This window comes from Rhizobacter sp. Root1238 (assembly GCF_001425825.1).
Classification (GTDB): Bacteria; Pseudomonadota; Gammaproteobacteria; order Burkholderiales; family Burkholderiaceae_C; genus Rhizobacter.
Window position 1 is genome coordinate 53,807 of sequence record NZ_LMDM01000016.1, and the last position, 24,409, is coordinate 78,215.

Here is a 24,409-nt window from a genome sequence, read left to right on the forward strand (position 1 = left end):
GCCACCCCCGAAACCGATCTTCTCCGTCGCCCCAGAAGTCGCCCCCACAGCCTCCCGCCACCCGCCGCCCCGCGCAGGACCAGCACCTTGTGTTTGGGGGAAAAGACTGAAGTGACCGACGAACGCGCAGACGCTCTCGTGCTCAACGGTCACTTCAGTCTTTTCCCCCAAAAACAGCGTGGCGGTGCTGGCGAAGGCGCGGGTAGGGAGGCTGGGGAGCGCCAATCAGGGTGGGGCGCCGGAGCTGGCTGGTTTCGTGGCCCGCGTGCGCAGCACGCTTCGTGAACTGACTGTCGCCGACTGTTTGACCACAACGAACGAAGTGAGTGGAGGGAGTTTCGGCGACGGGCCGCGAAACCAGTCAGCGCAGGGCAGTCATCGCCCCGCCAGGGGCGGTGACCGCACCGACCGGCGAGCCCCAGCCTCCCTACCCGCGCCTTCGCCATCAAGCGATCAGAATTTCACATCCCCCCTCCCGAAGCGCCTCAAGAGCCGGCATCCGGCGCGCCCGCCCGTCGGTGACGATCTGGTCGATGTCGTTCACCGCGCACCATCCGACCCGGCTCGTCTGCCCGAGCTTGCCGTGGTCGGCCAGCATCACCCGCCGCTGCGAACAGGCCACCATCGCCCGTGCCACCTCCGCCTCGCGGTGCTCGTAGCTCGTCGCGCCGTGCACCGCATGCAGCGATACCGGCGACAACAGCGCCACGTCGGCATGGTGGCGATGGATCTCGGCCACGGTCTGCTCGCCGTAGGTGGCGCCGATGTCGGCCACCGGGCGCCCGCCCAGCAGGATCACCTCGTGGCGCCGCGCGTCGGTCGCCACCAGCTTCATCGCCACATCGAACGAGTTGGTGATCACCGTCAGGCCGCTCAACGACGCCAGCTCCTGCGCCAGCGCCGACACCGTGCTGCCGGCATCGAGGAACAAGGTCTGGCCCGGCCGCAGCAGCCGGGCCGCAGCACGCGCGATCGACCGCTTCTCCGCCAGCCGCACCTTGATGCGCTCTCCGATCGGCGCTTCCGGCTCCGGAGCGGTCGCGACCACGCCCCCGTGCACGCGCCGCAACTCACCCGTGGCCTCCAGCGCCATCACGTCGCGGCGCACCGTCTCGCGCGAGACGCCGAGGTCGCTCGCGATGCGCTCGGTGCTCAAGCGCTGGAAGTTCGCGAGCAGGTCGCGCAGTCGCTGGTATCGGTCTTCCTGCAACATCGGTTCAAGGACTCCTCGATCGCGTCACGACCTGCAGCAGCCAAGCCGACACACCGACGATCGACATGATGCAGGTCGAGAAAGCCGCCGCCTGCGATGTGAACCCGGCCTCGTCGAGCCGCATCACGCTCACCGCGCCCAGCATCGTCGACGGCGTGATCAGGAAGATCACCGCCGACAACGTGACCATCGAGCGCATGAACAGGAACAGCGCCACCGTCCACAACGTCGGCCGCAGCGCCGGCACGTAGACGTCGCGCCAATGCCGCCACACACCGCCGCCGAGCGCGCTGCAGGCCTCCTCCAACGCGCCGGGGACCGCGCGCACGCCGCTGGACATCGTCACGTAGGCCTGCGTGTGATAGTGGTAGAAGTTGCACAGCGCCAGCAGGAGCACCGAGCCGTACAACGCCGCAAACGGCCATTGCGGGCGGTTGAACGCAAACACATACGACAGGCCCAGCACCAGGCCGGGCACTGCCACCGGCAAGGCAGACAGCAGCGCCACCGCGCGCGCAGGCGCAGGCGGCAATCGCCGCGCCGCCAACGCGAGACCGAGCAGCAGCAGCGTGCCCAGCACCGCGGTGAGCACCGACACCGCCAGCGACGTCCACAGCGGTGCATAGCCGCCCGCCAGCGTGATGTCGTAGTGCTTCAGCGTGAACTCCAGCTTGTAGGGCCACAGCCGCATCAGGCTGCCGATCACCACCGTGCCGACCACGCAGGCCAGCGCGCCGGCGATCAGCAGGTTGCCGACGAAGAACGGCACGTCGCGCCGGGCCCATGGCAACGGCCTCGGCGGTCGTGCCGATTCGGCGCCGAGCCCCGCCTGCCGGCGCGCCGCGACATGCTCGATCCACACCGACAGCCCCGCCGGCAACAGCAGCAGCAGGCCGACCACCGCGCCGAGCCCGAACTTCATCTGCCCGCTCACCTGGTTGTAGATCTCGGTCGCGAGCACCGGATAGTCGCCACCGATCACCACCGCATTGCCGAAATCGGTGATCGTCACCGTGAAGACGACGAAGGCCGCGCTCAGCAGTGCGTAGCGCATGCCCGGCAACGTGATGTCGACGAAGCGCCGCCACGGCGTCGCGCCCAGCAGCTCGGCCGCCTCGTAGTGGCGCGCATCGCCGTGCCGGAGCGCGGCGCGCAGGATCATCGCGGCCTGCGGCAGCGCGTACATCACGTCGGCGATCAACAACCCGCTGAACCCGTACACCTCGGGGCGCACGCCCAGCAGCTTGCCGACCAGCCCGTTGCGCCCGAGCAGGAAGATCAGCCCGAGGCCGAGCACCAGCGACGGCGCCAGCACCGGCAGCGCCAGGCTCGCCCCGACGAAACGCTTGCCCGGCATCGCGGTGCGCTCGAGCCCGAACGCGACCACGAAGGCGAGCAGCACGGTGATCACCGTCGCCGAGACGCCCAGCACCAGGCTGTGCGCCAGCGCGCGCCACACGCCGGGCGTGTTCCACAGCGCCACCCAGTTCGACACACCGACGCCGCCGCCCTCGTCGAGCAGGCTGCGCCACGCGATCGTCAGCATCGGCACGCCGAAGAACAGGATCAGCGCCGCCAGCGGGATCCACAGGCAGGCGCGCAGCAACCAGCGGTCGAGCGGCGCGTCGATCACCCGGCCACCCACGCGCAATCGGCCGCTGCGATCCGCACCGAGACCGCATCGCCCGGCAGCAACGCCGGACCGGCCGCCGGCAGCTCGGCCAGCAGTTCGCGGCCTCGCCAGCTCACGCGCAGCCGGCGCAGGTTGCCGAGGAAGCTGAGGTCGATCACGCGGCTGTCGCCATGCGGGTCCGGCGCCAGCACCACCCGCTCGGGCCGGACGCATGCCGCGTCGCCGATCGGATCGCCGCGCAGCAACTCGGTCGCCGCCTCGCACACCCAGTCGCGCGGCAGCAGGTTGCCGTGCCCCATGAAATCGGCGACGAAGCGGGTACGCGGCTGCAGATACAGCTGCTGCGGCGTGCCCTGCTGCTCGATGCGGCCCTGGTTCATGCAGACGATCGTGTCGGCCAGCGCCATCGCTTCCTCCTGGTCGTGCGTGACCATCAGCGTCGGGATGCGCAGCCGCCGCTGCAGCTCGCGCAGTTCATGGCGCAGCTCGGCGCGCACCTTCGCGTCGAGCGCCGACAGCGGCTCGTCGAGGAGGATCAACGCCGGATCGACCGCCACCGCACGCGCCAGCGCGACCCGCTGCTGCTGGCCGCCCGAGAGCTGGGCCGGATGGCGTTGCGCCAGTGCCGACAGCTTCACCAGCGACAGCAGCTCGGCCACGCGCGCCTCGATCTGCGGCGCCGGTGCACCACGGATGCGCAGCCCGTAGCCGACGTTCTGCGCGACCGTCATGTGCGGGAACAGCGAGTACGACTGGAACACGATGCCGAAGCCGCGCTCGCGCGCCGGCACGGTCGCCAGGTCGCGACCGCCCAGCATCAGGCGGCCCCGGTCGGCCGCCAGCAGCCCCGCGATGATGCGCAGCAGCGTCGTCTTGCCGCACCCGCTCGGTCCCAGCAGGCACACGAACTCCTCGGCCCCGATCGAGAGGTCGATGTGCTCGAGCGCGACGAATCCGTCGAAGCTCTTGTGCAGGCCGCTGATCTGGAGCGCCATGCCGGGCGACGCGCTCACCGCCCGATCGCCTTCTGCCAGGCCGCGAGCGTGGCGTCGCGGTCCTTGGCCGACTGCGCGAAGTTCATCGGGTAGAGCACCTTCGACAGGTCGGCCGGCAGCCCGGCGATCTGCGCGGCCTTCGACGGCGGCGTGCCGGGAATCGTGACGATCTCCTTGTACTTCGTGTAGAGCGCCGCGGCCTGCGGCGACAGCGTCCAGTCGAGGAAGCGCCTCGCATCGGCCTTGTTCTTCGAACTCTTCATCAGCGCCGAGGCTTCCAGTTCGTAGCCGGCACCGTCGCTCGGAATCACCATCTTCACCGGAAAGCCCTCCTCCACCGACTGGATCGCCGCGAACGCGAGCGACGCGCCGATCGCGTACTCGCCGGCACGGGCGGCCTTGCACGGGCGGGAGCCCGACTTGATGTACTGCGCGACGTTGCCGTCCAGCGCCTTCAGGAAAGCCCAGCCCTTGTCGCTGCCCTGCGACTGCAGCAGCGCAGCCACCTGCAGGTAGCCGGTGCCGGAGGACACCGGGTTGGGCATCACCACCTCGCCCTTGTAGACCGGGTTCGCGAGGTCCTTCCACGAGGTCGGCATCGGCAGGTTCTTGGCTTTCAGCACGTCGGTGTTCACGCAGAACGCGGCCATGTAGCCGGTGGCGGCAAACCAGCTGCCGTCGGTGGCCCGGTAGGCGGCCGGCAGCTTCTCGACGCCTTTCCCGGCATGGGGCTCGACCATCGCGCCGATGCGCGGGTCGAGCATGTTCGTCACCGCCCAGCCCCAGATCACGTCGTGCTGCGGATTGCTCGCCTCGGCCAGGATGCGGGCACCCAGGTCGCCGGTGGACAGGCGCAGCACCTTCACGTCGACGTCGGGCAGGCTCTGCTTCGCCGCCGCCACGTACTCGGCGATCTCGTTCTCCTCCAGCGCGGTGTACGCGGTGATCGTGCCGGCCCGGGCCAGCCCGGGAACGGCGAGCGCGGTGAACAGCAGGGCGGCAAGCAGGGGGCGGTGGGCGGTCATGGACTTCTCCGGTGGATGCTTCAAACGAGGGCGGGACGACAGGGCGGGACACCAGCACAGGGCACGCTTCATGCATTCGCACTGTGCGTTTCCGGGCGTTTGTGGGAATCTGTGTGTTCTCACAAGACGCTTCCGCACGATGCATGCCAACCCACGAGGTCCTCGATGAGCGATGAAGCGCTGTCCTCCGCCCCCTTCGCCCTGCTGCCGGACGACGATGTCCGGCTGGCCGAACAGCTGGCCGATGAAGCCGGCAGGCTGGCGCTGCGCTGGTTCCGCGGCCGCGTCGAGGTGCTGACGAAGGCCGACGACAGCCCGGTGACGGTCGCCGATCGCGAGGTCGAACGCATGCTGCGCGAGCGCATCGCCGCAGCGCGACCCGGCGACGGCCTGCTCGGCGAAGAACACGGCCGCGAGCGGCTCGATGCGGAACGGGTCTGGGTGATCGACCCGATCGACGGCACGAAGGCCTTCATCACCGGCTCGCCGCTCTGGGGCAACCTGCTGGCGCTGCTGTGGCACGGCCGGCCGGTGGTCGGCGTCGTGAACCTGCCGGCGCTCGGCGAATGCTGGGTGGGACGCGCCGGGCAGCCGAGCCGCTGGAACGGCACGCCGTGCCGCAGCAGCGGCTGCACGCGGCTGGCCGACGCCCGGGTCTACACCACCTCGCCCGACGCCTTCGATGCCGACGGCTGGCGCGCCTTCGACGCACTGAGCCGGCGTGCCGCGCTGCGGCGCTTCGGCGGCGATTGCCACAGCTACGGCTCACTGGCTTCCGGCCACGTCGACCTGGTGGTCGAGAGCGGGCTGCAGCCCTACGACTTCCTGGCACTGGTGCCGGTGATCGAGGGCGCCGGCGGCGTCATCACCGATTGGCAAGGCCGCGCGCTGCACATGGGTTCTGACGGCCGGGTGGTCGCGGCGGCGACGCTGGAACTGCAGGCCCAGGCACTGGCCGCGCTGGCTTGACGCGGTGGCTTGAAATCGTCACCGAACGCGCCACGTGCAAGGAGTCACGGTCGGCCGCTTGCGCTCGGCGGCAACCGTTCTAAGATGGGCCCCATCCGACCGCATCCCCTGGCTTCAGACCACGGAGAACACCATGACGAGACAACGTTCGGCCCTGGACCTCCTGTCGCAGTACGCGGCTTACCACCGCGACCGCCGCAACATCACCACCCACTTCTTCGGCATCCCGCTGATCGTGTTCGGCGTCAGCGTGCTGCTCGCCAAGCCGGCCTTCGTGCTCGGCAGCCTCGCCCTCACCCCCGCCTGGATCGCCTGGGGCCTTGCCACCGTCTGGTATCTGACGCGCGGCAACCTCACGCTGGGGCTCGCGGTCAGCCTCGTCAACGGGGTGCTCACCGTGCTGGCGCAGCAGGTCTCGGGCGGCAGCCTCGCCAGCTGGCTGGGCTGGGGCCTCGGCAGCTTCATCGCCGGCTGGGTCATCCAGTTCATCGGTCACTACTACGAAGGGCGCAAACCGGCCTTCGTCGACGATCTCGTCGGCCTGCTCGTCGGTCCGATGTTCGTCACGGCCGAAATCATGTTCGCGCTGGGCTGGGACCGGCCGCTGCTGGCCGAGATCGAACGCCGGGTCGGCCCGACCGTGCTGCGCGATCTGGCCCACCCCGCTGCCTGATTCGTGACCCTCCGCCAGGTTCGGCGCGCCGCGCTGGCGCTGGCGGCACTGCTGCTCCTGGCCATCGCCTTGCTGGTGGTCCAGGCCCGGCGCCATCCCCCCCTTGATGAGTTCCGCTCGCTGACACTGCCGCCGGCCCCCGCCGGCTCGGCCGTCACGGTGCGCTTCGCCGGCGTCGCGACGCTGCTCTTCGACGACGGCGAAACCGCCTGGATGACGGATGGCTTCTTCTCGCGGCCCGGCATGCGACAGACCTTCTTCGGGCGCATCGGGCCCGATGCCGTGGCGATCGACGGCGCATTGAAGCGCCTGGGTGTCACCAAGCTTGCGGCCGTAGTGCCGGTGCATTCCCACTACGACCACGCGATGGATTCGCCCACCGTCGCACTGCGCACCGGCGCGGTGCTGATCGGCTCGAACTCGACGATGCAGATCGGCTTCGGCGCCGGGCTGCCGGCGACGCAGCTGCGTGAGGTGCAGCCGGGCGACACCGTCACGCTCGGCAAGTTCACGCTGAGCTTCATCGCATCGCGCCACAGCCCGACGCCGTGGAGCGACGGGGTCTCGATCGAGAACATCATGGCGCCGGTGGTGCCGCCGACGCGGGCACCGGCCTGGCGCGAGGGCCAGGTGTGGTCCATCGTCGTCGCGCATGCGTCCGGCGGTCGCTGGCTGATCGAGGGCAGTGCCGGTTTCATCCCCGGCGCGCTGGCCGGGCGGCGCGTCGACACCGTGTTCCTCGGCGTCGGCACGCTAGGCCGCAAGGACGACGCCTACCGCAGCGCCTACTGGCACGAGACGGTGCAGCTCACCGGTGCGAAGCGCGTCGTGCCGATCCACTGGGACGACTTCTGGCTGCCGCTCGATCAGCCGCTGCAGGCGATGCCGCTGCTGTTCGACGACTTCGGCACGACGATGGCTGATCTCTCGCAACGGGCGAAGCAGGACGGCATCGAGCTGCGCCTGCCGCCGCTCTTCACGCCCTTCGTTCCCTAGCCTCTGCCCCCTGGCACACCGGGCCATCGGATGCGTGCATGGCGCCATCGCGCGTCGGCATGGCCGGCTGCAATTTCCCTGCACAAAGCGAACCTAGTCTCTGCGGCCTCACAAGCTCCCGGAGCACAGGATGACGATCGATTCGAACCCGATGGACGTGCCGGTCACCCACACCAGCCCACGGCTGCCGATGCTGCGCTGGAGCTGGACCGGCTTGGTGCTCGGCGTGACCTACCTGTACGTGTGCGTCGGCTGCATCACGCGATGAGCGAGCTTGAACCGATCATTGGCAGCCGCATCCAGCTGTTGCGCGACCAGCGCGTGATGCTGGATGCCGATTTGGCGGCGCTCTATGGCGTGCCGACCAAGGCGCTGGTGCAAGCGGTCAAGCGCAATCAGGTGCGCTTCCCCGGCGACTTCATGTTTCAGCTCTCCGCCGAGGAGTTCTCGGCTTTGAGGTCACAGTTTGTGACCTCAAACGCCACAGGTCGCGGCGGTCGACGTACGGCACCCTACGCCTTCACCGAGCAAGGTGTGGCCATGCTGTCTTCGGTGCTGGGCAGCGCCAACGCCATTGCCGTCAACGTCGAGATCATGCGCACCTTCGTCAAGGTGCGGCAACTCGCCACCACGCATGCCGACCTTGCACTGCGTCTGAGCGAACTCGAGGAAAAGACCGAAGCGCTATCGCTGAGCCACGACACCTTCGGTCGCAATACGCGCAACCAGCTGAGGCAGGTTTTCGACGCTCTGCGCGAACTCATGACACCACCCGCACCGCCCAGGCAGCCCATCGGCTTCGTCACGCCCGAAAGCAGCGACAAGAAAGCATCGGGAGAAGCAACGTGCGATCAGGCCCTCAATCCGCCCAGGTGACCACGCCACTCCACGCCGTCACCAGCACCACGATGCCGAACACGATGCGGTACCACGCGAACGGCACGAAGGTGTGCGTGGAGATGTAGCGCAGCAGCCAGCGCACGCAGAAGAAGGCCGAGATGAAGGCGGCGACCATGCCGACCACCCACATGCCGAGGTCGTCGACCGACAGCAGCGCGCGCTCCTTGTACAGCGAGTAGACCGACGCGACCCCGAGCGTCGGGATCGCCAGGTAGAAGGTGAACTCGGTCGCCACCTGGCGCGACAGCCCGAACAGCATGCCGCCGATGATGGTGGCCCCCGAGCGGCTGGTGCCGGGGATCAGCGCGAAGGCCTGCGCGATGCCGACCTTCAGCGCGTCCAGCGGCGTCATCTCGTCGACCGAGTGCACCCGCACGCTGTGCTGGCGCCGCTCGGCCCACAAAATGATCAGCCCGCCGACGATGAAGGTCGTGGCCACCGTCGGCGCGTTGAACAGGTTCGCCTTCAGCATCTTGCCGAACAGCAGCCCCAGCACCGCCAGCGGCAGGAACGCGATGCCGACGTTCAGCAGCAGCCGGCGCGCCTTCGGGTCGTGCCCGAGCCCCCCCAGCACGCCGCCGATGCGGCCGCGGAATTCCCACACCACCGCCAGGATCGCCGCCGACTGGATCACGATCTCGAACAGCTTGCCCCGCGCGTCGTTGAAGTGCATCAACGACCCCGCCAGGATCAGGTGCCCGGTGCTCGACACCGGCAGGAACTCCGTCAGCCCCTCGACGACGCCCATCACCGCCGCCTTCAACAACAGTACGAAGTCCAATCGCGTTCCCCGGCAAAAATTGAGCGCCGATGATAGCGGCCGAGCCCTCAGGGCCCGGCCTGCGAACAAGGGGTTCCCCACCCCTGGCTTGACCCTGGCGGCTCGCATCGCCTACATTACTGACCAGTCAGTCAGTACCGGTCCATGAGTACCTCCCACCCGATCCCCCGTCAACGCCGCAAAGAGGCGCGCCCGCAGGAGCTGCTGGACGCGGCATTGGCGCTTTTCTCTGAAAAGGGTTTCTCCGCGACCCGGTCGGAAGAGGTCGCGGCGGCGGCCGGGGTGTCCAAGGGCACGCTCTATCTCTATTACCCGAGCAAGGAAGAGCTGCTGAAGGCGGTGATCCGCGAACGCGTGTCGACCGAGATCCAGAGCGGCGTCGACGAGGTGCACGCCTTCAGCGGCAGCAACGCCCAGGTGCTGCGCGAGGTGCTGCCGCGCTGGTGGCTGCGCATCTTCGAGAGCCCGGCGTCGGCCGTCTTCAAGCTGATCGTCACCGAGGTGCGCAACTTTCCGGACATCGCCGAGTACTACGGCGAGCAGGTGATCGAACCCGGCTCGCAGCTGGTCGGCGGCGTCGTGCAGCGCGGCATCGACGCCGGCGAATTCCGCCGGGTCGACGTCGAATCGACCGTGCACTCGCTGATCCTGCCGATGGTCATGCTGTGCATGCACAAGCACTCGCTGGGCGCCTGCTCGCCGGTGCCGTCGCTGATGTCCCCGCACGATTTCGTCTACCAGCACATGGACACCGTCACCCGCGGCATCGAGCTCCGCCCGAAGCTCGACCTCTCATGAAGCGCTGGGTGAAGTGGGCCGTCCCGGTCGTCGTCGTCGCGCTGGTCGGCGGCTTCGTCGCCCGTGCGCTGAGCGCCCGCAAGCAGCAGCAGGCCGCGCTCGGCACCGCCCGGGCGCCGGCGGCGCTGGAGCTCGCGCCCGGTGACCTGCTGGTGCTGCACCCCCAGCCGTTCGCCCGCACGCTCGCGGTGTCGGGCGGCCTGAAAGCCGTCAACAGCGCGGTGGTGCGCGCGAAGGTCGCGGCCGAGGTCAAGTCGCTGACGGTGCGCGAGGGCGACAGCGTGAAGGCCGGCCAGGTCATCGGCCAGCTCGACACCACCGAGGTCGACTGGCGGCTGCGCCAGGCCGAGCAGAACGCCGCGTCGGCACGCGGCCAGCTCGACATCGCCCGCCGCACGCTCGAGAACAACAAGGCGCTGGTGGCCCAGGGCTTCATCTCGTCGACCGGGCTCGAGACCTCGGTATCGAACGAAGCGACCGCGAACGCGAACTACCTCGCCGCTGCAGCCGCCGTCGAACTCGCACGCAAGGCGCGCACCGACGCGCAGTTGATCGCGCCGATCGCCGGCATCGTCTCGGTGCGCGCCGCGCAGCCGGGCGAGCGCGTCGCGGTCGATGCCAGGCTGGTCGAGGTGGTCGACCTGTCGCGCATCGAGCTCGAAGCGGCGATCGCCCCTGAAGACGTCGGTGCGGTGCAGGTCGGGCAGGCGGCCACGCTGCAGGTCGACGGCCTCGCGGCGCCAGCGCAGGCGAAGGTGGTGCGCATCAACCCGAGCACGCAAGCGGGCACGCGCGCGGTGATGGTCTACCTCGAACTGCTGCCCCAACCCGGGCTGCGCCAGGGGCTGTTCGCCCGCGGCGCCATCGAGCTGGAGCGCAAGACGGCGCTCGCGGTGCCGGCCAGCACGGTGCGCGTCGACCAGGCCCGGCCCTACGTGCTGGCCGTCGTCGATGGCGTGGTGCGGCAGCGCAGCGTGACGCTCGGCGGCCGCGGTAGCATCGCCGGCAGCCTGGAGCGCGACAGCCAGGTCGAGCTCGCCGCCGGCGTCGCCGACGGCGCGACGCTGCTGCGCAGCACCGTCGGCCAAGTGCGCGATGGCACCGCGGTGCGCGTGACCGCCGCGCTGCCGGACCCGGCCGCCATCCCGGCCTCGGCCGCCACCGGGCGCTGACGCCGCCATGTGGTTCACCCGCGTCTCGATCGGCAACCCGGTGATGGCCACGATGGTCATGCTGGCCTTCGTCGTGCTCGGGTTGTTCAGCTACCAGCGCCTTGCCGTCGACCAGTTCCCGAACATCGACTTCCCGACCGTCGTCGTGCAGATGGACTACCCGGGCGCGTCGCCCGAGATCGTCGAGAGCGAGGTCACGAAGAAGATCGAGGAGGCGGTCAATACCGTCGCCGGCATCAACTCGCTGTACTCCCGCTCATATGAAGGCACGGCAGTCGTCATCGTCGAGTTCAACCTCGATGTCGACGGGCGCAAGGCGGCCGACGACGTGCGCGAGAAGGTCGCGCTGATCCGGCCGAACCTGCGCGACGAGGTCAAGGAGCCGCGCATCTCGCGCTTCGACCCGGCCAGCCAGCCGATCTTCAACGTCGCGGTGCTGTCCACCGACGGGCAGCGCACGCCGCAGGAGCTCACCACCTGGGCCGCGCAGGTGCTGCAGAAGCGGCTCGAGAACGTGCGCGGCGTCGGCGCGGTCAGCGTGATCGGCGGCGTCGAGCGCGAGATCAACGTCTATGTGCGGCCGGCCGCACTCGATGCGCTGGGCTTGAGCGTCGACCAGGTCGTCGCCGCGGTGAAGAGCGAGAACCAGGAGCTGCCGATGGGCTCGATCCGCACCCGCGAGCAGGAGCGCGTGGTGCAGGTCAACGCGCGGCTGAAGCGGCCGGAAGACTTCCGCGAGATCATCGTCGCGCGCCGCGGCCCGAACGGCGGCGCGGCGGTCAAGCTGTGGCAGGTCGCCGACGTGGTCGACGGCCCCCAGGAGATCGAGAGCCTCGCGCTCTACAACGGCCAGCGCACCGTGCTGCTGTCGGTGCAGAAATCGCAGGGCGAGAACACCATCGAGGTGGTCGACGGGCTGAACAAGGCCCTGGCCGATTCCGCCGCGCTGACGCCGCCGGGCATCCGCGTCGAAGTCAACCGCGACAGCTCGCGCGGCATCCGCGTCTCGGTGGCCAACGTCAAGCGCACGCTGTTCGAGGGCGCCGCGCTCACGGTGCTGATCGTCTTCCTGTTCCTGAACTCGTGGCGCTCGACCATCATCACCGGCCTGACGCTGCCGATCGCGCTGATCGGCACCTTCCTGTTCATGTACGTGTTCGGCTTCACGATCAACACCATCACGATGATGGCGCTGAGCCTGTGCGTCGGGCTGCTGATCGACGATGCGATCGTCGTGCGCGAGAACATCGTGCGCCATGTGCAGATGGGCAAGAGCGCGCACCAGGCCGCGCTCGACGGCACCAACGAGATCGGGCTGGCGGTGCTGGCGACCACGCTGTCGATCGTCGCGGTGTTCCTGCCGATCGGCTTCATGGGCGGCATCGTCGGCAAGTTCTTCCACGAGTTCGGGCTGACCATCGTCGCCGCGGTGCTGATCTCGATGTTCGTCAGCTTCACGCTCGACCCGATGCTGTCCAGCGTCTGGAACGACCCTGCCGCGCACGGCGTGCACCGCGGTCCGCCGGTGACGCTGTATGACAAGACCGTCGGCCGCGTCACCGGCGCGTTCGACCGCTTCACGCTCTGGCTGTCGCACGCCTACCAGGAGATCCTCGGCTGGGCGCTCGGCCACAAGCTGGCGACGCTGGGCATCGCGCTCGCGACCTTCGTCGGCAGCTTCTTCCTGATCCCGGTGCTCGGTGCCGAGTTCGTGCCGAAGGCCGATTTCTCGGAGACGCAGGTCAACTTCTACACGCCGGTCGGCTCGTCGATCGAGGTCACCGAAATGCGCGCGAAGCAGATCGACGCGGCGCTGCGCGAGATGCCCGAGGTGCGCTACACCGTCACCACCATCAACAGCGGCAATGCGCTGGGCAAGATCTACGGCTCCACCTACGTCCGGCTGGTCGACCGCCAGGACCGCAGCCGCAACCTGAACGAGCTCAGCGTGCCGCTGCGCGAGCGGCTGTCGCGCATCCCCGGCATCACCGTCACCAACATCGGGCCGACCGACCTGGGCGGCGGCAAGAGCCTGCAGTTCTCGATCCAGGGCGCCGACCTGGCCGAGCTCGCGCGGCTGTCGGCCCAGCTCGACCTGAAGCTGCGCGCGATCCCCGGCCTGGTGGACCTCGACACCACGCTGAAGCCCGACAAGCCGACGGTCGCGATCGACGTGAAGCGCGACGCCGCGTCCGACGTCGGGCTGAACGTCAACGCGCTCGCGAACAGCCTGCGCACGCTGGTGGCCGGCACCACGGTGGGCAACTGGCGCGCGCCGGACGGCGAGAACTACGACGTCAACGTGCGGCTGACGCCCGACAGCCGCCACACGCTGGAAGACCTGCAGCGCCTGCCGATCAACGTCGGCGCAGCGGCCGACGGCGCGGCGCGTTCGGTGCGGCTGTCGCAGGTGGCCGACGTGACGCCGTCGACCGGCCCGAACCAGATCAACCGGCGCGACCTGAACCGCGAGATCAACATCGACGGCAATGCCTACGGCCGCAGTTCCGGCGACGTGTCGGCCGACATCCGCCGCGCGCTCGACGGCATCAGCTGGCCGCCCGGCTACCGCTACGTGTTCGGCGGCGCGACGAAGAACATGAACGAATCGTTCGCGTACGCGGTCGGTGCGCTGGCGCTGGCGGTGGTGTTCATCTACATGATCCTCGCGAGCCAGTTCCGCAGCTTCCTGCAGCCGCTCGCGCTGATGAGCTCGCTGCCGCTGACGCTGATCGGCGTCGTGCTCGCGCTGCTGATGTTCCGCTCGACGCTGAACATGTTCAGCATCATCGGCATCGTGATGCTGATGGGGCTGGTGACGAAGAACGCGATCCTGCTGGTGGATTTCGCGATCCGCTCGCGCGCCGGCGAGCACCGCGGCGACCACGGGCTGGACCACGACGAACCGCCGATGACCCGCGAGCAGGCGCTGCTGCATGCGGCCGAGGTGCGGCTGCGGCCGATCCTGATGACGACGCTGGCGATGATCTTCGGCATGGTGCCGCTCGCGTTCGCGCTGTCCGAAGGCTCGGAGCAGCGCGCGCCGATGGGCCAGGCGGTGATCGGCGGGGTGATCACCTCGTCGCTGCTGACGCTGGTGGTCGTGCCGGTCATCTACTGCTACCTCGACGACCTCGCGACATGGGCCGCACGCAGGTGGGCGCCCCCTAAAATGCAGGGTTTGCCCCCACCCCACCCTGCCTCCGGAGGAACGCCGCCATGACCGTCGAACAAGCCCGCTTCAACATGATCGAGCAGCAGATCCGCCCGTGGGACGTGCTCGACCCCGGCGTGCTGGCACTGCTGGGCGTGATCAAGCGCGAGGATTTCGTGCCGGCCGCGTACCGGGCGATGGCCTTCATGGACACCGAGGTGCCGCTGCCGGGCGGCCAGCAGATGCTGGCGCCGCGCGTCGAAGCCCGGCTGCTGCAGGAACTGAACGTGCGCCGCCACGAGCGCGTGCTCGAGATCGGCGCCGGCTCCGGCTTCATGGCCGCGCTGCTGTCGCACAAGGCGCGCCAGGTGGTGACGCTGGAGATCGTGCCCGAGCTGGCCCGCCTGGCCGGCGAGAACCTGCGCCGGGCCGCGGTCGCCAATGTCAGCGTGGTCGAGGGCGACGGCTCGAAGAAGCTGCCGACGGCCGGCCCGTTCGACGTGATCCTGCTGTCGGGCTCGGTCGCCGCGGTGCCGTCGTCGCTGCTCGGCGAACTCAAGGTCGGCGGACGCCTTGCCGCAATCGTCGGCCAGGAGCCGGTGATGCGCGCGACGCTGGTCACCCGCGTCGGCGAGGCCGACTTCCGCAGCGTCGAGCTGTTCGACACCGTCGCGCCGCGGCTGCTGGGCTTCGACGAGCCGTCGCGCTTCCACTTCTGATCCACGGACACACGGCCCCATGCAACAGCTTCGAGTCACCGACGTGCAGGCGCTCCTCGCGAGCTTCGGCCCGGATCGCCGGCCGGTGATCCTCGACGTGCGCGAGCCGTGGGAGGTGCAGACCGCGTCGCTGGCCGTGCCGGGCGTGCGCACCGTCTGCATCCCGATGCGCGAGATCCCGCAGCGGCTGGGCGAACTGGATGCGGCGCAGCCCGTCCTGGGTTTGTGTCACCACGGCATGCGAAGTCTGCAGGTCGTCGCATTCCTCGAGCGCGCGGGCCATGCCGACGTGTACAACATCGCCGGCGGCATCGACGCGTGGTCGCGCGAGGTCGACGCGTCCGTGCCCCTCTATTGATTCCTGATCACCCCTCCCCCAAGGAACGTCCCATGTCCGCTGTGTCCCCGACCCGTTTGCCGAAGCCGAGCCGCCTGGTGCTGGCCTGCGCCGCCTTGTTCGGTGCCGCGCCCTTCGCGCAGGCGCAAAGCCTGGCCGAGCTCTACGACACGGCGCGCGGCTACGACGCGACCTACCTCGCGGCCAAGGCGCTGGCCGAGTCGGTGCAGTACAAGGCCGAGCAGGCGCATGCGCTGCGCCGTCCGCAGGTGGGGGCCCAGCTGCAGGCCGCGCGCAGCGACAGCGAATCGCCGCTCAGCGAATCGACCAGCCGCTCGACCACCGCCGGCCTGAACGCATCGCAGACGCTCTTCAACCGCGCGAACGACAAGACCATCGACCAGGCCGACCTGGGCGTCGACATCTCGCGCGCCGACCTGGAAACGGCCGAGCAGGACCTGATCGTGCGCGTGGCGCAGGCCTACTTCGACGTGCTGGCGGCGCAGGACGCGCTGGCCACGGCACAGGCCAACAAGAACGGCATCGCCGAGCAGCTGGCCTCGGCCAAGCGCAACTTCGAGGTCGGCACCGCCACCATCACCGACACCCGCGAGGCGCAGGCCCGCTTCGACCTGGCCACCGCGCAGGAGATCGCGGCCGACAACGACCTGCGCACCAAGCGCATCGCGCTCGACCAGCTGGTGGGCCGCGACGGCGTCGCGCCGAAGCCGCTGGCCACGCCGGTGGCGCTGCCGGCGATCTCGCCGGGCAACGTCGAAGCGTGGGTGTCGCAGACCGACACCGCGCCGACGGTGCGCCGTGCGCAGCTCGGCTACGACATCGCGAAGCTCGAGACCGAGAAGGCGCGCGCCGGCCACCTGCCGACCGTCGGCCTGAGCGGGAGCTACGGTCGCGGCCACACCAAGATCACCAACCCGGCCGACATCTCGGGCCGCGTCACCAGTTCCGACGTCGCGCTGACGATGACGGTGCCGCTGTTCGCCGGCTTCTCGATCCAGAACCGCGTGAAGGAAACGCTGCAGCTCGAAGAGCAGTCGCGCAACCTGCTCGACTCGGCGCGCCGCGGCACCGCGCAGGCGACGCGCCAGGTGTTCTACGGCGTGCAATCCGGCCAGGCGCAGGTGACGGCGCTGGAAGCCGCCGAGTCGTCGAGCCAGCTCGCGCTCGAAGCGACGCAGCTCGGGTACAAGGTCGGCGTGCGGGTCAACCTGGACGTGCTGAACGCGCAGACCCAGCTGTTCAATGCGCGGCGCGACCTGGCGAAGGCGCGCTACGACGTGCTGGTCAACAGCCTGAAGCTGCGCCAGGCCGCCGGGCAGCTGAAGCCCGACGACCTGCGGGCCCTGAACGCGCTGATCGCGCGCTGAGGTTCACGGCCGTTCGGGCTGGGGCATCGGGGCCCCGTCCGGCCCTTCGTGCCGGACGATGGTGTGCATCACCCGCTGCGGGAACGGAATCTGGATGTCTTCGGCGTTCAGCACGTCCAGCACGGCCAGGTGCACGTCCGACTTGACCTGCCCCTGCCCGTTCTCCGGGTCGCGGATCCAGAAGTTGATCGTCAGGTCCATGCCGTCGGCCGCGAAGTTCGACAGTTGCACGCCCGGTGCCGGGTCGGCGATCACCCGCTCGACCTTCAGGATCGCGTCGACCAGCTTCGGCTGCAGCGCCCGCACGTCGGTGCCGTAGGCCACCTGCACCATCGTCTGGATCAGCACCCGCGGGTCGGCCAGCGACAGGTTCTCGACGCGCTGCGTGATCAGCATCTCGTTCGGCACCACCGCCTCGCGCCCGCCGAGCGAGCGGATCACCGTGTAGCGGGTGCGGATGTCCGTGACGCGGCCTTCGAAGTTGTCGACCTTGACCATGTCGCCGATGCGCAGCGAACGCTCGGCCAGGATCACGAAGCCGCTGATGTAGTTGGCCGCGATCTTCTGCAGGCCGAAGCCGAGGCCGACGCCGACCGCACCGCCCAGCACGCTGAGCGCCGTCAGGTTGATGCCGACCGCCGACATCGCGAACAGCAGCCCGACGAACAGCAGCAGCGCACGCACGATGTTCGACACCATCTTGCGCATCGACAGGTCGTCGCCGGTGCCGTGGATGATCTTGCGTTCGATCGCCGACGACAGCCACAGCGCCATCACCATCACGACGCCGGCCGTCAGCGCGCCCTCGATCATCGTGCGCAGCGAGACCATGCCGCCGGCGATCTGCCAGCGCACGCTGTCGAGTTCTTCCATCACCGCCGGCATCACGCCGGTGACCCACAGCACGACGGCGATCCATGCGATCCACGAGATCGTGCGCTCGATCGTGCGCATCCAGGTCGAGTTCGGGAATGCCGCCGACAGCACCCGCACCGCGAAGCGGATCAATGCGAGCGACAGCAGGATCGGGATCGCGACCCGGAACACCGCGACCTTCACGACGCCCATCAGCAGGTGCCGTGCAATGACCGCCAGCACCAGCGCGACCAGCGGGAACAGCACGCCGTCGACGACGTTGCGGCCGAACACGACCGCGCCGTTGATCTTCAGCACGCGCCGCAGCAGCATGCACGCGAGCCACGACAGCCCGAGGCAGCCGAGCAGCACCGCCGCTTCGGTCAGCGCGCTGGCGGTGGCCAGGTCGCGCAGCAGTTCGTTGAAATCTTGGACGCCCAGGGATGAATTCATCGGTGAATGGTCTTGCAGATCGGTTTCGTGGATCGGGGCGGGCCGCCGCGCGGCCCCGGGGAATCAGAGGTCGGCCAGCACCCGCAGGTGCGCCGCGACGCTGCGCGCCAGCGCACCGAGCGCGTAGCCGCCCTCCAGGCACGAGACGATGCGCCCGCCGGCATGGCGGTCGGCCACCGCCTTGATGCGGCGCGTCAGCCATTCGTAGTCGGCCTCGACCAGGCCGAGCTGGCCGAGGTCGTCTTCGCGGTGCGCATCGAAGCCGGCCGAGATGAAGACCATCTGCGGCTTGAATTCCTCGAGTCGCGGCATCCACATCGCCTCGACGATGTCGCGCATCTCGCCGCCGCGGGTGTACGGCGGCAGCGGCAGGTTCAGCATGTTGTCGCCCTTCGGCACCTCGCCGCAGTACGGATACAGCGGGTGCTGGAAGATGCCGACCATCAGCACGCGTTCGTCGCCGGCCAGGATGTCTTCGGTGCCGTTGCCGTGGTGCACGTCGAAATCGACCACCGCCACCCGCTGCAGGCCGCGCACGTCGAGCGCATGGCGCGCGGCGATCGCGACGTTGTTGAAGAAGCAGAAGCCCATCGTCTGGTTGCGCGTCGCGTGGTGGCCGGGCGGGCGCACCGCGCAGAACGCGTTGTCGACCTGGCCGTCGAGCACCGCGTCGGTGGCGGCCACCGCGGCGCCGGCGGCGCGCTGCGCGGCGCGCCAGGTGCCGCCGTTCGCGACGGTGTCGGGGTCCATCGCCCGGCTCTCGCCCGACGCCTGCAGCTCCTCGAGAACGGCCTGCAGCTCGGTCACGTACAGGCTCTCGTGCGCCAGCACCACGTCGTGCAGGTCGACCAGCGGCGCCTCGCGGCGCTCGAGCGCCATGTCGAGGCCGGTCGCCAGCAGGTGGTCGTTGATCGCGTCCAGGCGCTGCGGGCACTCGGGATGGCCGCGGCCCATGTCGTGCTGCCGGCACTCGGGATGGCTGAAGAACGCAGTGGGCATCGGTGTTCAGGGTCCGGAATCGAGGCGGTTTCAGGTATGGTGACTGCATGAGCACGGACCTGTTGAAAGCCCTTCCCCACCTGAACCGCCTGATCGACCAGATTAGCACGATCATCGTCGGCAAGCGCCCGCAGATCCGTGACTGCGTCGCCTGCCTGCTGGCCGGCGGCCACCTGCTGATCGAAGACGTTCCGGGCGTCGGCAAGACCACGCTCGCGCACGCGCTGGCGGTGTCGCTCGGGCTCAAGTTCTCGCGCAGCCAGTTCACCGCCGACCTGCTGCCGTCCGACCTGATCGGCGTCAGCATCTACGAGCGCAGCAAGGAAGCCTTCGTGTTCCACCCGGGCCCGGTGTTCGCGCAGGTGCTGCTGGCCGACGAGATCAACCGCGCCGGCCCGAAGACGCAGAGCGCGCTGCTGGAGGCGATGGAAGAACACCAGGTCAGCATCGAAGGCGAGACGCGCGCGCTGCCGAAGCCGTTCTTCGTGATCGCGACGCAGAACCCGACCGACCAGCTCGGCACCTACCCGCTGCCCGAGTCGCAGCTCGACCGCTTCCTGATGTGCATCACGCTCGGCTACCCCGACCATGCGAGCGAGCGCGCGCTGCTGGCCGGCATCGACCGGCGCGAGGCGATCGGCGCGCTGGAGGCGGTGATGACGCCGCAGGACCTGCTGGCGGCGCAGCAGGACGTGCTGCGGGTGCATGCCTCCGACGCCTTGCTCGACTACCTGCAGGCGCTGATCGGCGCGACGCGCAGCGGCACCTGGTTCGTCGACGGGCTGAGCCCGCGCGCCGGCATCGCGGTGCTGCGCGCCGCGAAGGCCCATGCGCTGCTCGACGCGCGCGACTACGTCGCCCCCGACGACGTGCAGGCGATCCTCGCGCAGTCGATCTCGCACCGGCTGGTGCCGGTGGCCGGCGCCGGGCGCGGTGCGCGCGAGCAGGTGCGCGCGATGATCGAGTCGATCACGCTGCCCTGAAGCGAGGTCTGCCGCCACCATGCAGGCCGCCGACGCGCTGAAGCTCCCGCTGCGCCCGTTCACGCTCGCCGCCGGCGCGGCACGGCGGCGCTTTCGCGCCTGGTGGCAGGCGCGGCTGCCGCGCACCGACACCGTGCTGCTGACGCAGCGCAACGTCTACATCCTGCCGACCCGCGCCGGGCTGATGTTCGCGCTGACGCTGATGGTGCTGCTGGTGGCGTCGATCAACTACCAGCTGAACCTCGGCTACGTGCTGACCTTCCTGCTGGCCGGCAGCGGCATCGTCTCGATGCACCTGACGCACAACACGCTGCGCGGCATGACGCTGCACCTGCGCCCGCCGGCAGCGGTGTTCGCCGGCGACGCGGCACCGCTCGCGGTCACGCTGACCAGCCCGGGCTCCGAGCGATTCGGCATCGGGCTGCGCCTCGAATCGGGCGATGCATCGACCCTGACCTGGGCCGACGTGCCGGCCGGCGGCCAGGCCCCGGCCCACGTCAGCTTCGTGCCCGCCACCCGCGGGCTGCACCCGGTGCCGGCGATCAGCATCGAGACGCGCTTCCCGCTCGGGCTGTTCCGCGCGTGGGCGGTGTGGCGGCCGGCGGCCGACGTGCTGGTCTACCCACGGCCCGAGCGGCCGGCGGCCCCGCTGCCGCCCGCCCACCCGACACCGGGCGGCCCCGCCACCGGCCGGCGCGCCGATGGCGGCGAGCTCGAAGGCGTGCGCGGCTACCGGCGCGGCGACCCGCTCAAGCTCGTCGTCTGGAAGAAGGCCGCGCGCAGCCTGGAGACCGGCGGCGAACTTGTCAGCCGCGACACCAGCGCCACCGTGCAGCAGCAGCTCTGGCTCGACTGGCAGCGCTGCGCCGGCCTCGCGCCCGAAGACCGGCTGTCGCGGCTGGCCGCCTGGGTGCTGTCGGCCGAACGCGCCGGCGCCGACTACGGTCTGCGCCTGCCCGGTCTGCAGATCGATCCCGCCCAGGGCGAACTGCAGCGCCGGCGCTGCCTGGAGGCGCTGGCCGTGCACGGCGGCACCGGAGCGGGCGCATGACCGCGACCCCCTGGTTGCCGCGCTGGCCCGGCTGGCGACACCTGCCGCGCGACACGCGCGACACGCTGTTCCTGCTGCTGGTGATCGCCTGGACCGTGCTGCCTCACCTGCTGCACCTGCCGCCGTGGTGCGCCGCGCTGACCGGCGGCGTGCTGCTGTGGCGCGGCCGCCTCGCGCTGAGCGGCGGCGCGCTGCCCGGCCGCTGGGTGCGCGGCGGGCTGCTGGCGCTCGCGATCGGGCTGACGCTGTTCTCGTTCCGCACGCTGCTCGGCAAGGAGCCCGGCATCACGCTCGCGGTGGTGCTGATGTCGATGAAGACGCTGGAGCTGCGGGCCCGGCGCGATGCCTTCGTGGTGTTCTTCCTCGGCTTCTTCCTGGTGCTGACGCACTTCCTGTATTCGCAGTCGCTGCCGGTCGCGGCCGCGATGCTGCTGTCGGTGTGGGGATTGCTGACCGCGCTGGTGCTCGCGCACATGCCGGTCGGGCAGCCGCAGCTGCGCAAGGCGGCACGGCTCGCGCTGCGCAGCGCGGCGCTCGGCGCGCCGGTGATGGTGCTGTTGTTCGTGATGTTCCCGCGCCTCGGGCCGCTGTGGGGCGTGCCGCAGGACGGCCTGTCGACGACCGGCCTGTCGAACAGCATGCGCATGGGCTCGGTCGCCGAGGTCGCGAGCGACGACAGCGTCGCGATGCGCATCCGCTTCCTCGGGCCGGTGCCGCCGCCGCAGGCGATGTACTTCCGCGGCCCGGTGCTCGGGCGCTACGACGGCGAGGAATGGCAGCCGGTGTTCCGTTCCGAGTTCGCGCCGCCGCTGCGCGCCGCGCTGCGCACCGACGGCCCGGAGTACCGCTACGAAGTGACGCTGGAACCGCTGCGGCTGCCGCTGCTGCCGCTGCTGGAGGCCACCTCCGAGATCGAGCCGATCGAGAACCTGCCGGTGTCGCGCCGCGACGACCTGTCGTGGCGCACGCAGCGGCCGGTCACCGAGCGGCTGCGCTTCAACGCGCTTGCGCACACGCGCTTCCAGCACGGGCCGACCCAGCGCAGCGCCGAGCTGCGCGAGTTCGTGCAGCTGCCCACCGGCTACAACCCGCGCACCCTCGCGTGGGCCGCGCAGCTGCTGCAGCGGCCCGAGTTCGCGAAGGCCGACTCGGGCACGCTCGCCCGCGCGGTGCTGCAGCACATCGCCAGCGCCGGCTTCGGCTACACGCTGGCGCCGGGCGTGTACGGCGAGGCAAATCCGCGCACCGCGGTCGACGAATTCTGGCTCGACCGCAGGCTGGGCTTCTGCGAACACTTCGCCGCCGCGTTCGTGATCGTGATGCGGGCGATGGACGTGCCGGCGCGGGTCGTCACCGGCTACCAGGGCACCGACCCGTCGCCGGTCGACGGCTACTACATCGTGCGCCAGAGCTCGGCGCACGCCTGGGCCGAGTACTGGCAGCAGGGTGTCGGCTGGGTTCGCGCCGACCCGACCGCCGCGGTGGCGCCCGACCGCATCTCGCGCAGCACCCGTCTCGCGCCGCAGCCGGGGCTGATGGCCGGTGCGATCGGCTCCGTCAGCCCGGCGCTGCTGGCGCAACTGCGCGGCGCGTGGGAGTCGGTCAACAACCGCTGGAACCAGTGGGTGCTGAACTACTCGCGCGGCCAGCAGCTCGACCTGCTGAAGAACCTCGGCTTCAGCTCGCCGAGCTGGGAAGACCTGGCGCTGCTGCTGATCGGCACACTCAGCACGCTCGCGCTGCTGGGCGCCGGCTGGGCCTGGTGGGACCGCCACCGGCAGGACCCGTGGCAGCGGCAGGCGCGGCAGTTGCGCGCGGCGCTGCAGCGGCTGGGGCTGGCGGCGTTGCCGCATGACACGCCGCGGGCGATGGCGGCGGCGGTCGACGCGCGCTTCGGTGCGCACGGCGCGCCGCTCGTGGCGCTGTTGCGCGAACTCGACGCGCAGCGCTACGGCCGCGGCGCGATCGCAAGCCCGTCCACGCCGTGGCTGCGCGCGGTGCAGGGCCAGGTTCGAACCCTCGAACGCGGGTTGGCGAATGCCCCGAGATGACGGGCCGCGTCGACACCGATAATTTGCCGATGTCCCGAGGTTCCCGTCGCCACCTTCTTGCGCTGCTCGCCCTCTCGGCCGCAACGTGCCTGCCCGCAACCGTCGGCATCGCCGAGGCGAGACCGGCGAAGCCGAAGAAGCCGCATGCCAGGGCGCCGGTCGTCGACGACACCGTCCCGTACGGCCGCCGCGACGACCTGATGCGCTTCGGCGCCGAGATCGCCGAGCGGCAGGGCCTGCCCGCCGACTGGGTGCAGTCGCAGCTGGCCGAGGCGCGCTACGTGCCGAACGTCGCGAAGTTCATCATGCCGCCGCCGGCCGGCACCGCGAAGAACTGGGCGGCCTACCGCGGCCGCTTCGTCGAGCCGAGGCGCATCCGCGCCGGCCTTGCGTTCTGGCAAGACAACGAGAAATGGCTCGCGCGCGCCGAAGAACTCTACGGCGTGCCGGCCGAGATCGTCGTCGGCATCGTCGGCGTCGAGACGATCTACGGCCAGCAGATGGGCGGCTTCCGCGTGATCGATGCGCTGGCCACGCTGTCCTTCGATTTCCCGAGCGGCCGGCGCGACCGCAGCGGCTTCTTCCGCGACGAGCTGGAGCAGTACTTCGTGCTGTGCCACAGCGAGGCCATCGACCCGCTCGCGCTGAAGGGCAGCTACGCCGGTGCGATGGGCATGGGTCAGTTCATGCCGAGCAGCTGGAACCGCTATGCGGTGGATTTCGACGGCGACGGCCGCATCGACCTGCACGCGAGCGGTGCCGACGTGGTCGGCAGCGTGGCCCACTACCTGGCCGAGTTCGGCTGGCAGCGCGGCATGCCGACGCACTTCGACGTGGCCGCGCCGGTGGACGCCGTCGACCGCGCAACCCTGCTGGTGCCCGACATCGTGCCGAGCTTCACGCCGCAGGAGTTCCTCGCGCACGGCGCCGGGCTGCCGGCCGCGGCGCGAGAGTTCGGCGACAAGCTCGCGCTGATCGAGCTGCAGAACGGCGACGCGGCGCCGAGCTATGTCGCCGGCACGCCGAACTTCTACACGGTGACGCGCTACAACTGGTCGAGCTACTACGCGCTGGCGGTGATCGAGCTGGGGCAGGCGGTCAAGACGATGCGGTAGGTTCTATGTCGCGCGTCAAGCCTTTCCGACGAGGAGAGGATTGAAAAGCTGGTCGGAGCGCCAGAGGCAGAAGGCGATGCGCAGGAGCTTGCGAAACGCGCGGCGGCACTCGCCGCGTCGGGCTGCACGAAGCTGCTGGTCAGGAACAG

The 24,409-nt window shown here is 69.9% G+C and carries 22 protein-coding genes; 15 read left to right on the forward strand and 7 right to left on the reverse strand.

Annotation, left to right across the window (positions count from 1 at the left end; genetic code table 11):
• Nucleotides 1-445 precede the first annotated feature (445 nt).
• The 4 genes from ASC98_RS14395 to ASC98_RS14410 are packed head-to-tail and all read right to left on the reverse strand — an operon-like array spanning nt 446 to nt 4,866.
• On the reverse strand, nt 446-1,213 hold the full coding sequence (locus ASC98_RS14395; protein ID WP_056809470.1) for a DeoR/GlpR family DNA-binding transcription regulator: 768 nt from the start codon (nt 1,211-1,213) through the stop codon (nt 446-448).
• Nucleotides 1,214-1,217: 4 nt separating this feature from the next.
• Nucleotides 1,218-2,846 (reverse strand): ABC transporter permease subunit, encoded by a 1,629-nt coding sequence (locus tag ASC98_RS14400; protein ID WP_235581273.1) that lies wholly within the window; start codon nt 2,844-2,846, stop codon nt 1,218-1,220.
• A complete protein-coding gene (locus ASC98_RS14405; protein ID WP_056809476.1) occupies nt 2,843-3,841 on the reverse strand; it encodes an ABC transporter ATP-binding protein in 999 nt (332 codons plus the stop codon). The genes ASC98_RS14400 and ASC98_RS14405 overlap by 4 nt, the downstream gene beginning before the upstream one ends.
• 14 nt (nt 3,842-3,855) lie before the next feature.
• The gene (locus ASC98_RS14410) at nt 3,856-4,866 is read right to left on the reverse strand and encodes an ABC transporter substrate-binding protein (RefSeq protein WP_056809478.1); all 1,011 of its coding nucleotides are present in this window, start codon (nt 4,864-4,866) and stop codon (nt 3,856-3,858) included.
• 165 nt (nt 4,867-5,031) lie between these two features.
• On the opposite strand from ASC98_RS14410, the gene hisN reads away from it, so the two are divergent.
• The 5 genes from hisN (at nt 5,032) to ASC98_RS14430 (ending at nt 8,380) form a co-directional block, all read left to right on the forward strand.
• Nucleotides 5,032-5,835 carry a histidinol-phosphatase gene (gene hisN / locus ASC98_RS14415; protein WP_056809480.1) on the forward strand — a complete coding sequence of 268 codons (804 nt, stop codon included), beginning with the start codon at nt 5,032-5,034 and terminating at the stop codon, nt 5,833-5,835.
• Nucleotides 5,836-5,968: 133 nt separating this feature from the next.
• Nucleotides 5,969-6,508, forward strand: a complete 540-nt coding sequence (locus ASC98_RS14420) for a DUF962 domain-containing protein (RefSeq protein ID WP_056809482.1) — start codon at nt 5,969-5,971, stop codon at nt 6,506-6,508.
• A 3-nt stretch (nt 6,509-6,511) separates the two neighbouring features.
• Entirely contained in the window at nt 6,512-7,504 is a 993-nt protein-coding gene (locus tag ASC98_RS14425) for an MBL fold metallo-hydrolase (protein ID WP_200952937.1), read from the forward strand.
• Nucleotides 7,505-7,634: 130 nt separating this feature from the next.
• The gene (locus ASC98_RS30390; RefSeq protein ID WP_157597632.1) at nt 7,635-7,772 is read left to right on the forward strand and encodes a hypothetical protein; all 138 of its coding nucleotides are present in this window, start codon (nt 7,635-7,637) and stop codon (nt 7,770-7,772) included.
• Nucleotides 7,769-8,380: an ORF6N domain-containing protein gene (locus tag ASC98_RS14430; protein ID WP_056809484.1), complete on the forward strand. Its 612-nt coding sequence runs from the start codon at nt 7,769-7,771 to the stop codon at nt 8,378-8,380. The genes ASC98_RS30390 and ASC98_RS14430 overlap by 4 nt, the downstream gene beginning before the upstream one ends.
• Here ASC98_RS14430 and ASC98_RS14435 read toward each other — a convergent pair.
• Nucleotides 8,364-9,185 carry an undecaprenyl-diphosphate phosphatase gene (locus ASC98_RS14435; RefSeq protein WP_056809486.1) on the reverse strand — a complete coding sequence of 274 codons (822 nt, stop codon included), beginning with the start codon at nt 9,183-9,185 and terminating at the stop codon, nt 8,364-8,366. The genes ASC98_RS14430 and ASC98_RS14435 overlap by 17 nt on opposite strands.
• A gap of 144 nt (nt 9,186-9,329) precedes the next feature.
• Between ASC98_RS14435 and ASC98_RS14440 the strand changes: the two genes are divergently transcribed.
• The 6 genes from ASC98_RS14440 to ASC98_RS14465 are packed head-to-tail and all read left to right on the forward strand — an operon-like array spanning nt 9,330 to nt 16,753.
• Nucleotides 9,330-9,983 carry a TetR/AcrR family transcriptional regulator gene (locus ASC98_RS14440; protein ID WP_056809488.1) on the forward strand — a complete coding sequence of 218 codons (654 nt, stop codon included), beginning with the start codon at nt 9,330-9,332 and terminating at the stop codon, nt 9,981-9,983.
• Nucleotides 9,980-11,155, forward strand: a complete 1,176-nt coding sequence (locus tag ASC98_RS14445) for an efflux RND transporter periplasmic adaptor subunit (protein ID WP_056809490.1) — start codon at nt 9,980-9,982, stop codon at nt 11,153-11,155. Before ASC98_RS14440 ends, ASC98_RS14445 begins: the two co-directional genes overlap by 4 nt.
• A 7-nt stretch (nt 11,156-11,162) precedes the next feature.
• Nucleotides 11,163-14,378, forward strand: coding sequence for an efflux RND transporter permease subunit (locus ASC98_RS14450; RefSeq protein WP_056809492.1), 3,216 nt, complete (start codon nt 11,163-11,165; stop codon nt 14,376-14,378).
• Nucleotides 14,375-15,028 (forward strand): protein-L-isoaspartate O-methyltransferase, encoded by a 654-nt coding sequence (locus tag ASC98_RS14455; RefSeq protein WP_056809494.1) that lies wholly within the window; start codon nt 14,375-14,377, stop codon nt 15,026-15,028. The genes ASC98_RS14450 and ASC98_RS14455 overlap by 4 nt, the downstream gene beginning before the upstream one ends.
• A 19-nt stretch (nt 15,029-15,047) precedes the next feature.
• Complete coding sequence (locus ASC98_RS14460) at nt 15,048-15,386, forward strand: rhodanese-like domain-containing protein (RefSeq protein WP_056809497.1); 339 nt, start codon at nt 15,048-15,050, stop codon at nt 15,384-15,386.
• A gap of 32 nt (nt 15,387-15,418) precedes the next feature.
• Nucleotides 15,419-16,753: a TolC family outer membrane protein gene (locus tag ASC98_RS14465; RefSeq protein ID WP_056809499.1), complete on the forward strand. Its 1,335-nt coding sequence runs from the start codon at nt 15,419-15,421 to the stop codon at nt 16,751-16,753.
• A 3-nt stretch (nt 16,754-16,756) separates the two neighbouring features.
• On the opposite strand, the gene ASC98_RS14470 is transcribed toward ASC98_RS14465, so the two are convergent.
• On the reverse strand, nt 16,757-18,061 hold the full coding sequence (locus ASC98_RS14470; protein WP_056809501.1) for a mechanosensitive ion channel family protein: 1,305 nt from the start codon (nt 18,059-18,061) through the stop codon (nt 16,757-16,759).
• Nucleotides 18,062-18,124: 63 nt separating this feature from the next.
• Nucleotides 18,125-19,060 carry a histone deacetylase family protein gene (locus ASC98_RS14475; protein ID WP_056809504.1) on the reverse strand — a complete coding sequence of 312 codons (936 nt, stop codon included), beginning with the start codon at nt 19,058-19,060 and terminating at the stop codon, nt 18,125-18,127.
• A gap of 47 nt (nt 19,061-19,107) precedes the next feature.
• Between ASC98_RS14475 and ASC98_RS14480 the strand changes: the two genes are divergently transcribed.
• Genes ASC98_RS14480 through mltB form a run of 4 tightly spaced genes read left to right on the forward strand, consistent with a single transcriptional unit; the run spans nt 19,108 to nt 24,260 of the window.
• The gene (locus tag ASC98_RS14480; protein WP_056809506.1) at nt 19,108-20,043 is read left to right on the forward strand and encodes a MoxR family ATPase; all 936 of its coding nucleotides are present in this window, start codon (nt 19,108-19,110) and stop codon (nt 20,041-20,043) included.
• 19 nt (nt 20,044-20,062) lie between these two features.
• Nucleotides 20,063-21,094, forward strand: a complete 1,032-nt coding sequence (locus ASC98_RS14485; protein ID WP_082541539.1) for a DUF58 domain-containing protein — start codon at nt 20,063-20,065, stop codon at nt 21,092-21,094.
• Complete coding sequence (locus tag ASC98_RS14490; RefSeq protein WP_056809508.1) at nt 21,091-23,145, forward strand: DUF3488 and transglutaminase-like domain-containing protein; 2,055 nt, start codon at nt 21,091-21,093, stop codon at nt 23,143-23,145. The genes ASC98_RS14485 and ASC98_RS14490 overlap by 4 nt, the downstream gene beginning before the upstream one ends.
• Nucleotides 23,146-23,174: 29 nt before the next feature.
• The gene (gene mltB / locus ASC98_RS14495; RefSeq protein ID WP_056809531.1) at nt 23,175-24,260 is read left to right on the forward strand and encodes a lytic murein transglycosylase B; all 1,086 of its coding nucleotides are present in this window, start codon (nt 23,175-23,177) and stop codon (nt 24,258-24,260) included.
• Nucleotides 24,261-24,409: the final 149 nt, after the last annotated feature.